Below are 13,025 nucleotides of genomic sequence, written 5' to 3'. Positions count from 1 at the left end.
GAGATATCTATCCATAATTAGGACAAACTCTGTTCTAATTTCTTATAATTTCGAAGATTATTTATCTAAAGGCCAGTTGAACTGTTGTTTAATAAAATCAAAAGTACCTTTTGCATTAATTTCATGCACTCCATCAAAATACTCAATTTTGGTCATTTGCGGGATCTTTAATTTACCGTAAAGCCGATTTACTTTTGCATATTCAAAAGCAACCCATTCATCAGTCCCCACCCCATCTCTATGTCCCCGTTCAACCATAAAAGCCCTTGGTGCAACAAGCGCAGCCATTTCTGCGTAATTGAAAGTTCTGCCAAGATTGAAATCAAACATTTCATATTCAGGCGCAAACATATAACTACCTTGCCAGTCGGTAGTTGCGTTTTTCCAGATCCATTCATTAAAATCTCCGGAGGAAATGCTGAGACTATAACGCTCTAAAAGCGAAGGCACCCGTAAAGCCACTTTCCCACCCCATGAAAGTCCGTATAGCCCAATTCGTTTAGAGTCCACCCAGGGCTGTTCTGTTAACCAATCCAAAATACGTTCATGTTGGTTCAAAATGACAGAAAAAATTGACAAACCCAAAGGATTGGCTTTCCGCTGAAGTTCACGGTAATCATCGTTCATGAGCCATGGAAAATGTGGCGCAAATACGATATATCCTCGCTCTACCAATTGCATTGCCAATCCTTTATATATACTGCTTTTATCCAATACATCCTTTGGTAAACCTTTCGCGCCATGCTGAACAACTATTACCGGACGTTTTTCTCCCGGCTTAATGTCCTTTGGAAGCAACAGATAGCCCCAAGTAAAAACATCAGGTAAAACGTCCAGGGTCACCTCATAACCTGTCCAATTAGTTTCATTTATAATTTGCCGAGAGCGCGGGTTCAAATCAATTTGACCAGGAGGAATACGCCCGATTACCTTATCCCAGAAATAGTCCTGAAAAGGTTTCATGCTTTTACGCCATGCTTCCGGACTTGAAATGCTTGTTTTATTCCAGAAAAAATCTTCTCTGACATGAGCTGAAGACTGAATCAATCCCTGAGTATACGCCTCTAACTCCGCAAGCTGACGTAACTGCCTGCCTTCCGAATCTGATTGAATTGGTGCTTCTACAGGCGGCTTTCCTGCTCGCACTAATGATTTTAATTCGGGACTTAATTGCTTCAGAAAAATGAGCAAACTTTTTTCATTTAGCGGCTCCAAAAGCTTTTCCTGATCGTGCAACAATTGAATGAATGATCCATAGGATCCGCTGATTTGTTTCGCCCTCGCCACTTCAAAATTTACATCAGCAAACATTGGAGTAAGTAATTTCCCCGGAGCAGCTGTTGCGCGCAGACGAACAGGCCCTGGTAATGCTTCTGGAGGGCCTTTGATATCCGGAGGTGCAGAATATTCTATAAGCAGGCTTCTGGGGGCAATCAGACCCGCAATCTCAGCATCCCCAAATTCACGAAGTAGACTAAATAAATTCCTGTATATAGGTTCCTCCCATATTCTTTCACGTTTTCCAAAATAACCGCTCACCAGTGTAGCATCTATGCGGGTGTCGATAGCAGATGTATAAAATCCAAGCAAGCCACCCTCAGCCCATCCGAGGATTCCTATTGGGGCATCAGTTTTTTTGTTCTGCTGATCGAACCAATTTATCGTAGCCCTAATTTTTTGTACTTCATATCCAATTATATGACGGCCAAAGGTAAATGCCTGACGATAAATCCATTCACGATGTGGCTGATTCGTGAAAAGGTTGAGCCTTGTACTCCCCGAAGCTGTGGCAGAACGGTCAATTAAAGCAGGAATAATCACCTGACACCCATTTTCAGCCAGACGGCGGGCATATTGAAGTTCCGCAGGCAATCCGGGCATTATTCCGGCCAGCATCTCAGGTTCCTGATCTGCATCCGGAATAGCAAGCACTCTTGCTTTCACTTTCAGTTTTGGTTGCAGCAATATCCCTTCCCCATAAATATCCCCAAATACATGCCAGCGAACAGAATAAGCTGTAAAGTATTCATTTTCAGCAATTTTAGCAGGTGAAAAAACTGATGAAATGTATTCCATCTTCACATCAGCATCCAAAGAATCAGCGATTCCGATTATTTCAGCCAGACGTTTACGGTTTGGGAGGATTGATCTGTTATAAGAGTCTGGACTCGAAAAATCAGCCTTGCGAAATCCCGCACGTCCTTTTACAGATGCAGCCAATTCACGCTCAAGAAAGCGGTCCATGCCCTTAATCATCATGGATGATAAATCTCCATTTTCAAGCAAGAGGGTACTTCCTTTGATGCTTTTGTCAGGATTCTGAAAATCATTGGTTTGGGCAATACCCATTAAACCAATACCCATCAAAACCAGAAACAATAGAAATCTGTTTAAATCAACTTTCATATCTTATTCATATTTATTGAACGCTCCCAATTGAAATATTCCCTTTCACAACAGCTCCACTTGAATAATTACTTATTTCAGCTAGTTTCCCACTGGCTACACTATTATCCTTTACCAGAGTACCGGTACATATTCCCTTCAATAATATGCCTCTTTGCATTCCATTATTTTTAGCACTCTCGCTGATAATACAATTAATTATCTGCGAATTTGTGCTCCGTTCAATCTGAATTCCGTTGAAATTAGGATTTTTGATTTGGCAGGCACTGATACTTATTTCCCGGCTATCTTTTACTACAATAGCACCGCCTTCATCCTCAGTCCCATTTCCTGAACCATCCATGATGTTATCACTCAATATGACATTTTCGCCGCGACTTAGCAAAATGCCCCCGTAAGCAGACGGCTGAGAAGGGAAATAATCTTCATTATGATCAAACACATTTCCATTTATAATCAGATTACGACCATTATTAATCAGCAAATGATGATTATATCCACGAATGAAGGTATTTCCTGTGATGCTAATTCCACGGGTATTTTCAAGATGAATATTTAGTTCCTGATTGCTGATATGGTTGCCGGTAATGCTCCATAAACCTATCTTATCCGGATTACTGTTTAAACCCAAAAATCGAATATTTGCACCTCCTGGGCTGGGTATTGCCTGAATAGTGTTACCCGATATTGTTCCTTCCCTAACACTTCCACCTCGTGTGCAATCCACCAGAATATCAGCGGAGGGAGATCCTTCAGGATCGCAATTATATTCTATATCATTTCCTGTTATCTGAAAATTGCGAATTTCGCTGTTAATAACACTGATGCCTCCTTTTTTACAATAACTGATATGACTGTCGCTGATAATAAACTGGTGGATATTTACCTGATCTAAGAATATACCGATACCACTATTATTATACACATGACATGCATCAATCAGAACATTCCTATTTCGGGAAGTCAAATGTATCCCATTCCGCACGTTTCTGATCAGCAGGGCGCGCAGTGTGGGCATAAAGGTATTTTTGAGCTCTATGCCATCGGCATTAATATGATCCCCTACAATTTCAAGGGCATCGATCAATGGCATCCGCTCTTTATCCCAGGTTAGCTGCTTAACTGATGCCGGCAAGGCTGATCCCTTATCATGGGAACCGATAAAACGAAAAGCGGGTCCCTCTCCTGCCATGATAATGTTTGCACTTGCTCCACGACCTGAAAGACCAAGTGTACCCTGAAGGGACAGGTCTATTTCAATAGTTTTAGTTATTCTGTAAGTGCCCCGGGGAAACTCAACTAGACCATCGGTAGCACCAGATATGGCAGTAGCGATTGCTCTTGTATCATCTGTTTTACCATCTCCTTTTGCGCCGAAATCTTTAACATTTACGGCATAGCTGATTTCATAACTCAGGCAAATTGTAAGGCAGACAAACAGGCGCTGAAGAAAATTAATCAAAAGGCCTTGCATAATATAAGATCACCAGTTTTAAAATAGAAAATAATTGATTATTTCACTCTAATTGATTAATGTATAGCTTTAAGAGCTCTTCCAAAAAGATTATTAACAATAATTAACCTGAACTCGACGGTATATTAAAAAAACATATAGAAACATAGGATTTATAGCTGCTATTTTTCGTTAAAGACACATAGTTTTTGAAGCTTTGCTTCAATCTAAGTGTAGCAACAAACTATGTGTTATTTAAATTATAATATTAATCAAACTATGTGGTTAAATATTGATTGTTTTTATTTATATATCGAACTTATTTAATTAAACTAATTTATCAGTATCTCATCAAAAAGAATAAAAGCTGGTTTCCCCTTAGCAGGATGCCATGAAGGCAGTTTTTTAACTGGCTTTGCAATAATTTTTAAATAGGAAACCAAAGCAGGTTTAAATTTGACCTCATATTTATTGGATTGCTGTGGATCTTCTTGAGCCGGCATTTTTGGATCATAGGAATTCAGCAATTTTAAATTATTCAGATCTGATCCACCATAAACTTCAATACGGCCTGGAGGAAACACTGATGAATTAACATTTACGATTGAATTCAATACCGTTGAACTAATCATGGCTGGCTTTTTAAAATTCAGAATCACAATCATATCCTTTTCTTTAAAACCCTGCCAGTTTGTATTGTTGATGTCAGTTTCAGCAAGTTGTCCATCGATTAAGGTCTTGGTTCCGTTCCCTTTATAATTGATATCAGGAATACTCAATAAACTGATACTGTCGGGTTTAAATGCTGATCTGTAAAATGTAAAATTGCTGACCTCGCTGCTTTTCCATCCGGCTTTATAGGCTTTAGCTCTTATAACAGCATTCTCAGTAATCATGATATCCTTTTTAAAAACTGGAGAAGTCAGGCTGTCAGGGTCTTTTCCATCAAGTGTATATCTTATGATTACATCCTTTCTCGGGTGATTTAGCTGAACATTTGTCCGGCTCAGGAATACCCTTGAATTGTTTTTGAGGAAGGGCTTAGATAACTGGATCAAAGTTGTCCCATCATCTTTAAATCCCGTAATGATGTTCAGAGAGCTATTGACTTTCTTTAATTGAAGTATATCTTTTTCAGTGAGTGAAGTATTCCATACAGATAATTCACGGAGGTTTTTATTGGAAATGAGTGGTAATAACTGCTGAACTTTAACCTTTGTGCCTGATAATGATAAAACCTGCAGCTTTTTCAAAGCACTCAGATCCTGCAGTCCACTACCATTGATGTCGGTAAAATTCAAATCCAGTTTTCGTAATTCTTTCAGTTTAGAAATAAAATCCAGGTCCTCATCTTTCACTGGCATCCTGCTTAATCTGAGCGAAACAATCTGCTCCTTAATCTCCGACAATTCTTCAAGAGATTTAGAATTATAGGCGTTCTTACTAAAAAAACTAACCGCTAAAGCTGGTGATTCCCTTGAAACGGGACTAACCATCCGATAAAAATTATTTAAATCTTCAATTGTTTCTTCGTCTGCAGCAGCAAAATCATAATCCTCCCCGACTTTAACAAATGGTTTCAGGCGTGCTGCTGCCAGAATTCGCAGGGAATCATTTGCAGGCAGATCCATTACCCTTTTCTTGAAATCCGGACGATCTTTGATCCATTGAAAGAGAATTCTAACTTCTTCAGGGCTTAATTGCGGTTTTCCTGAAGGCGGCATATGCTTTTTATTGCTTAGAGGCATATGTATTCGTTCCAATAAAAGGCTGACCTTGGGATCACCGGGAACATACAGTTTGCCAGTCTTTCCACCTTTCATAATTGAAGCTGAATCCGTCAGCTTTAACTTACCTTTTAACTTCTCGTCACTATGGCAGCTTACACATTTCTCCTGAAAAATCGGTTGAATGACATGGTCATAGACCAATGCCTGCTCAATTGGCACAAGCTGACTTTTTGTTATCGGCTCAAGAACGAAATTTTCACCATGTGTGAGCACAGCTCCAAAATGTCCTGCCAATACAATAGTGAAACTTAAAATAATGGCACCAGCTTTAGTCATAGCATCATTATACCAAATTGAAGCTCTGAAAATAAAAATTAAAGAGGCTAAAAATACAATGCTTACTCCCGACCATTTATGCCAATTCAATACTTCTCCGCCCTCATACGAGTCTTCAAGGGACAGAAAAATACCCATGATAACCGTTATTGCTGCAAGCAAAATTCCTGCGAACATAATCCTGCTTGTAATACTTTTATAGAAAACTCTGCTATCCTCATTAATTTTAAACTGGAAGAATTCCATTATTAAAGAAACGAGCAGCAAAACTATTGGAAAATGCAAGAGCATAGGGTGCATTCTACCCAGAGGCTGCAGCCATCCGGGGATGATCAGTTCATTTTCGAAAATCAATAAAAAAACGATCAGGGTATTAAGAAACAGTAAAATATTGCCCGAATAAGCTTTCAGATTGATCTTCATATAAATACCAGGATTAAATGTTAGACTCGTTTAAATTTATAAGGATATACTTTCCCTGATGCCCATTGTGCGACATAAAGATTTTCATCGTCATCAACACAAACATCATGCGGGTGAACAAAAATCTTCTCTGCCTGGGTCATGGTCTGCAATTGGGCATCCTTATTATAGATTGGTTCGGTACCACCGATATTTGAGACAACTTTGTTCTCCTTATTTAAAATAGTAACGAAACCTGATCCGGCATTTGCCAAACTTGGGGAACGCAACACAGCAGCATATAAATGGTTGTTTTTTATTACCGGACGGCAAACACAAGCTCCGGGTAATTTGATGATTTCCCGAAGTTTGCCATCCATTGAGAATCTTTTGAAGCAATTACGGGTTCTATCAGTCACCAATAGACTTGGCTGAGCATAACGGCGGTCAATTACTATACCATGAGCATTGTCCAGGTACTCATCACCTGCTCCTTTTCCACCAAAATAGCCCTTTAGTTTACCCGAAGCATCATAATGTAAGATATATTGAGCTCCATACCCATCGGCAACAAAGAAATCACCATTTGTATCAACAGCTACTTCAGTGGGAACGAATTCTTTTGCATTCTTATAAATCCCTGTTTCCATAGGTACATCAATGGTCATCAATATCTTACCAGTCATCGTGGTTTTATAGACCTGATGTTTTTCAGTATCCGTTATATAAAGAAATTGAGTGCCGTTTTCATCAGCCAAAGTGAGACCATGCCCACCTGGAAATTCATTACCCCAGGACTCGAGAAGCTTACCTGATTTATTATAAATCAATACATTATTTTTGGTTTCATTCGTAAGCAGGATGATCCTACCCTTTTTATCCTGAACCATTTCATGACAGTCTTTAACCGGATATTTTGCTGAATCCAATTGACCCCAACTCGTATCAAGGGTATAACGCATACCGTTGTGGCCATAAACAGGTCCTTTATCCTTTGCGAATAAGTCTTTAGTAATTAAAAGACCTGCGGTAAGTCCTGCCGTATTCTGAACGAATTTTCTTCTATTCATAAATTGAATTAAACTGAATTTGTTAAGCTAAAATGTCATTGATCACCTTACCCGAGACGTCAGTAAGGCGATATCTTCTTCCGAGGTGTTTAAATATCAGTTTTTCATGATCCAGACCCAACTGATTCAGGATAGTAGCCTGGAAATCATGCACATGAACCGGGTCTTTCACAATATTATAACCCAGATCATCAGTTTCACCATAAGAAATACCCGGCTTTATTCCTCCACCGGCCATCCAGATACTGAAACATCTTGGGTGATGATCACGGCCATAATTTTCTGCCGTCCAGTTCCCCTGACTATAATTTGTACGTCCAAACTCTCCACCCCAAATTACAAGGGTTTCATCCAGTAATCCCCTTTGCTTCAGATCGGTAATCAATGCAGCCGATGCCTGATCTACATCTTTGGCTTGTGAGGCTATTTCTGTAGGTAGATTACCATGATGATCCCATCCCTGATGATAGAGTTGAACAAAACGAACACCATTTTCCGATAATTTACGTGCAAGTAAACAATTGGCAGCAAAGGTTCCGGGAGTCATTGAATCAGTACCGTATAGTTTGATGATATCATCCGGCTCCTTTGATAGATCCATAATTTCGGGAACAGCTGTTTGCATCCGGTAAGCCATTTCATATTGCTGAATTTTGGTACTTATCTCCGGATCACCAAATTCTTCGTACGAAAGCTGATTAATTTTAGAGATCTGATCCAGAAACTTCCTCCGCTCAAACTTATTCATCCCATCAGGATCATTTAAATAGAGTACTGGATCATCTCCACTACTAAATTGAACTCCCTGATGTATTGAGTCGAGAAAACCACTAGCCCATAACTTAGAATAAACACCCTGACTATTACCTTTACCTCTTGAAAGTAATACCGTAAAGGAAGGGAGATTTTTATTCTCACTTCCAAGTCCGTAACTCAACCAGGAACCCATACTCGGGCGGTTACCTTGCTGTGCTCCCGTCTGAAAAAAGGTTAATGCCGGATCATGATTGATGGCCTCCGTATGCATTGATCTAATGATACAAATATCATCTACAACTTTTGCTGTATATGGAAGCATGTCACTTATCCAATTTCGCGATTCGCCATATTGCTTAAAATTAGCAAATGAGCCAACCATAGGAAAAGATTTCTGGTTAGCAGTCATTCCGGTTAGCCTTTGCATACCTCTCACAGAAGATGGAAGATCCTGCCCCGCTAAATCTCTTAATTTGGGCTTATAATCAAATAGTTCAAGCTGTGAGGGTGCCCCATTCTGAAAGAGATAGATCACCCGTTTGGCTTTAGGCGCAAAATGCGGAAGTCCGGGTACAAATCCGGAATCTGCAGAATCACCGGAAAAAAGATCCGGTACTAATAGTGAGCCTAAAGCAGCACTACCAAGTCCAAGACTTAGTCGGGACAGGAAGCGACGCCGGTTAAAGTTTAATCCATGTTCCAGAAAATCTTTTTGCATGATTAAGTTTTTGTAATGGTTTCTTCAAGATTGTACAATGCCGATATGACCTGCATCCAGGCAGCTACAGAGCTTTTATTCAAGTTTTGAGGTAATGGGTACTCTCCTATGGAAAGAAGGCTTTCAGCGCGATTTTTTTGCTTCTTAAATATATTGAGCTGATCGGAATAATAAGAAGTTAGTACATCAATTTCCTTTTCACTGGGTTTTCTGCAAACAATTAAACGAAAAGCCCTGATCACCTTTTCTTTCGCTTCTATTGGTTCCCCATCAAGTTTGGCAGCCAATACCCTCGATGCTTCAAGTACCGTCGGATCGTTCATCATGATCAAAGCCTGAAGCGGAGTATTAGTTTTTAATCGATTTACTTCACATTGATCCCGGTTACTTGCATCAAAAATTCCCATAACCGGTGGTGGAACAGTTCGTTTAATAAAGGTATACATCCCCCGGCGGTATAGATCGGCACTATGATCCTGTTTATAGTTTCTCAATATTCCGCGTCCTGAGCTGGCATTTTCCCAGAGTCCAGGTGGCTGGTAAGGCTTTACACTTGGACCTCCAATAGTTTTAACCAATAAACCGCTGCTTGAAAGAACCAGATCCCGCACAAGTTCTGCTTTGATTCTGTAACGCGGTGCCCTTGAAAGAAATACATTTTCAGGATCTGCTTTTAATTTTTCGGGGCTAATCACTGCCGATTGCCGGTAGGTTGCCGACATAACCATTTGTTTAACAAGGCGCTTCATATTCCACCCATTGTTCATGAAATCAACCGCCAGCCAATCCAGTAGCTCAGGATGTGTAGGTAATTCACCCTGCATACCAAAATCACCAGAAGTTTTAACGATTCCACGTCCAAAAATTTCCTGCCAGAGCTGATTTACAAAGACTCTGGACGTAAGCGGATTGCGTTTATCAAATAACCATTGTGCAAGTCCAAGTCTGTTTTTTGGAAATTTAGGATCGAATGCCAAAATGGATTCAGGTGTGCCAGCATTTACTTCTGCACCGGGAGCATCATAAGCACCGCGATCAAGTATAAAGGTTTTTCTTAGTGTATCCCGGTCACCCATAACGGATACAATCAGTTTGTTGGTGTCCTGTTTATTGATAAACTTCAGGATTTTATTGACCTCATCATTACTGATCTCAATCATTGGTTTTTTGGCATAGGTCTCCGGTCCACCAACTGTTGATTCTATTCCGACTTCCTTCACATTATTAAAGAAGGAATAGAGTTGATAATAGTTTTTCTGAGAGAATGGATCGTATTTATGGTCGTGGCATTGAGCACATTCCAAGGTGACCCCTATCAAAGACTTTGAAAAGGTATTGGTTCGGTCAATCACGTAAGAGACACGATATTCTTCATCTACAACGCCACCCTCCTCAGTAATTTTGTGATTCCGGTTAAAACCGGTAGCCAGAATCTGCTCCTTTGTGGCATTTGGAATCAAATCGCCGGCAAGCTGATAGGTAATGAATTTATCATATGGGAGATTTCTGTTAAACGAATAAATTACCCAGTCCCTCCATGGCCATTGGGAACGATAACTATCATCCTGAAAACCATGTGAATCAGCATAGCGTGCAACATCGAGCCAATGGAGAGCCATTTTCTCTCCGTATGCCGGACTTTTTAATAACTGATCTACGAGCTTTTCGTAAGCCTCAGGACTATTATCCGCAAGAAAAGCATCCATTAAATCCAATTCCGGCGGCAAGCCTGTCAGGTCCAGACTTAAACGCTTTAATAAATATTCCTTTTGAGCCTCCGGATTTGGGGTCAAACCTTTTTGCTCCAGTTTATTTAAAATGAAATAATCAATTTCATTTTTAACCCAATCCGGATCTTCGGATTCTGGCAGAGGTGCTTTCTTTGGTTTTACGAATGACCAATGAGTTTCATATTTGGCTCCCTGATCTATCCATTTTTTAATCAGTTTAATTTCATTGGATGATAATTTCAGATTGGATGATGGCGGGGGCATCATAATCGCAGTATCTTTTGTCGATACTCGCAGAAAAACCTCAGAAAGTTCGGGTTTACCTGGAACAAGGGCATGAGCACCCGGATTTTCTTTCAAAGCTTTATAAGCACTTTCTTCATTATCAAGTCTGAGACCAGCTTCCCGCTTATTTCCATCGGGACCATGACAGGAAAAACACTTATCCGATAAAATTGGCCTGATGTCAAAATTGTAGCTGACTTTATCAGGAATACGCACTTCTGCCTTTTCTGTTGCCGTATTACATGCCTGAATGCTGTAGAGAATTATTGTGATAATAAGAACTAAAAGCGAAACCCTTTTATTCATAAATTTACAATTACCCAATGATCGGTTTATTTATTTTATCTAATATAAGAATACCTGCGGATTACTATAATCAATTTTTTTTATCCTTTTAACCTGATCTACATAAGGCTTAAACAATAAGAATCCTGATTCCTTAATCACTAGTGTCCGGGGAAAGTTTTTATTAAGGTTTAGTCCAGCAGCAGAATTGAAACTCTTGCCATATTTAGGAAAGAGGGTATTTTATTAATGATTGAGTTATTTTAATCTGGGGTATAGGCGTATCGCTCAATAGGGCCCGCCTTTAGGCGGGTTGTAATCGGCGTGATTCAATTCGGGGCTTCAGCCCAACATATAGCAGGTTAGAAAATAACGTAAACCGGTGCTTCAGCGCCGACAACATTTAATCGGGCTGAAGCCCGATGCGGGTGTTCCAGTATAAACGGATTATTTGGGGCTGAAGCCTGGAATATCCTCCTTGTTTACCCCGCTTAAAAGCGGGGCCTATTGAGCGAGTGTGCTAACAGCGGGGCTTGTTTTTTGAAATCAGGAAATAAAATCGTTCACGATACTTTTTAAAAGCATATTTTTAAACTTTTTATTTTTACCGGACAACAGTGATTCCAAAATCAATTTATGAATAAAATTACCCTTATATTTTTACTGGTATTCACTTGCATCTTTGCTTCTGATCTCAAAGCACAAAAACATCCCAAAAAGATCCTGCTATTTTACAAAACAGCCGCTTACAAACATGCTTCCATTCCCGCAGGTATTGCTGCTATAGTAAAACTCGGACAGGAATTTAAATTTCAGACCGACACCAGTAATGATTCAAACTTATTTACGATTAATAATCTTAAAAATTATGATGCTGTGGTGTTTTTAAGCACTTCAGGGGATATGCTGGATAGTTTGCAGCAAAGAGCCTTCGAATCTTATATTCGAAATGGTGGAGGCTATATGGGTATTCATGGTGCCTCGGCTGGTGGATATAACTGGCCCTGGTACGGTAAACTCGTAGGAGCAATTTTTAATGGTCACCCCGTACAACAATTTGCTACTTTCAATGTAATTGACAGAAAGAACAGAGCCACAAGACACCTTCCTGAAAGCTGGAATATCAAGGAGGAACTTTATAATTTTAAGAATATCAGCAATGATATAAAAGTATTGATTACTGTTGATGAAAGTACCTATAAAGGAGGAACCAATGGTTCTTTTCATCCTATGGCATGGTATCGAAAATTTGAAGGAGGAAGGTCATTTTACACTGCACTCGGTCATGCTGATGAAAAATATACGAATCCTTTATTTCTGAAGCATATACTGGAAGGAATACGTTATGCGATGGGAGGAAAGAGATAGGGAAGCTTAAAGCTCAAAGCCCAAAGCTGAAAGCAAAACTTTATATCAATAATGATTCAAACGTCTCTGGCAGTCATTTTTATAATTCCTTCCAATTGGGAGTTCTTTAGCGCCTATCTCAATTTTACTGGAATTAAAACTTTCAATTTTATTCATTGAAATAATAAAAGAACGGTGTATTCTCAGAAACTCGTCCTCCGGGAGTAATTCCTCCAGGATGCTGATCTTTTGTTTGGAGATTAATTCCTTGTCTGTTAGTACAACTTTGATGTAATCTTTCTGACTCTCTATCCACAAAATATCCTTCACATCTACTTTGACCATTTTTCTTTCAACCTTGAGATATAGAAAGATATCCTGATTTCTTGCAGGCATAATCCCGGTTTGAATATTCTGCCGGGCAGTAAATCCAAAGTGCTCATAAACTTTCTCCATAGCTCTCAGGAAGCGGTCAAAGGATACAGGTTTAAGCAAATAATCCAGGGC

The 13,025-nt window shown here is 39.6% G+C and carries 8 protein-coding genes; 1 reads left to right on the top strand and 7 read right to left on the bottom strand.

Features of this window, described 5'->3' with window-relative positions; all coding sequences use genetic code 11:
* Positions 1-57 precede the first annotated feature (57 nt).
* The 6 genes from Q8M41_RS06565 to Q8M41_RS06540 all read right to left on the bottom strand — a co-directional run bounded on the left by Q8M41_RS06565 (position 58) and on the right by Q8M41_RS06540 (position 11,192).
* A complete protein-coding gene (locus Q8M41_RS06565) occupies positions 58-2,406 on the bottom strand; it encodes a dienelactone hydrolase family protein (protein ID WP_305364453.1) in 2,349 nt (782 codons plus the stop codon).
* A 13-nt stretch (positions 2,407-2,419) separates the two neighbouring features.
* Positions 2,420-3,880, bottom strand: coding sequence for a right-handed parallel beta-helix repeat-containing protein (locus Q8M41_RS06560; RefSeq protein ID WP_305364452.1), 1,461 nt, complete (start codon positions 3,878-3,880; stop codon positions 2,420-2,422).
* 311 nt (positions 3,881-4,191) lie between these two features.
* On the bottom strand, positions 4,192-6,348 hold the full coding sequence (locus Q8M41_RS06555) for a c-type cytochrome domain-containing protein (RefSeq protein WP_305364451.1): 2,157 nt from the start codon (positions 6,346-6,348) through the stop codon (positions 4,192-4,194).
* A 20-nt stretch (positions 6,349-6,368) separates the two neighbouring features.
* Complete coding sequence (locus Q8M41_RS06550; protein ID WP_305364450.1) at positions 6,369-7,397, bottom strand: hypothetical protein; 1,029 nt, start codon at positions 7,395-7,397, stop codon at positions 6,369-6,371.
* A gap of 22 nt (positions 7,398-7,419) precedes the next feature.
* Positions 7,420-8,871, bottom strand: coding sequence for a DUF1501 domain-containing protein (locus Q8M41_RS06545; RefSeq protein ID WP_305364449.1), 1,452 nt, complete (start codon positions 8,869-8,871; stop codon positions 7,420-7,422).
* Between the two features lie 2 nt (positions 8,872-8,873).
* Complete coding sequence (locus Q8M41_RS06540; protein WP_305364448.1) at positions 8,874-11,192, bottom strand: PSD1 and planctomycete cytochrome C domain-containing protein; 2,319 nt, start codon at positions 11,190-11,192, stop codon at positions 8,874-8,876.
* Positions 11,193-11,807: 615 nt separating this feature from the next.
* On the opposite strand from Q8M41_RS06540, the gene Q8M41_RS06535 reads away from it, so the two are divergent.
* Positions 11,808-12,539 carry a ThuA domain-containing protein gene (locus Q8M41_RS06535; protein WP_305364447.1) on the top strand — a complete coding sequence of 244 codons (732 nt, stop codon included), beginning with the start codon at positions 11,808-11,810 and terminating at the stop codon, positions 12,537-12,539.
* Positions 12,540-12,584: 45 nt separating this feature from the next.
* On the opposite strand, the gene Q8M41_RS06530 is transcribed toward Q8M41_RS06535, so the two are convergent.
* The coding region (locus tag Q8M41_RS06530) for a LytTR family DNA-binding domain-containing protein (RefSeq protein WP_305364446.1) at positions 12,585-13,025 on the bottom strand (441 nt) is incomplete at its 5' end.

Origin of the sequence: Daejeonella sp. (assembly GCF_030684675.1) — a bacterium.
Classification (GTDB): Bacteria; Bacteroidota; Bacteroidia; order Sphingobacteriales; family Sphingobacteriaceae; genus Daejeonella.
The sequence above is the reverse complement of the archived record's forward strand: the minus strand, read 5'-3'. Positions and strand labels throughout refer to the sequence as shown.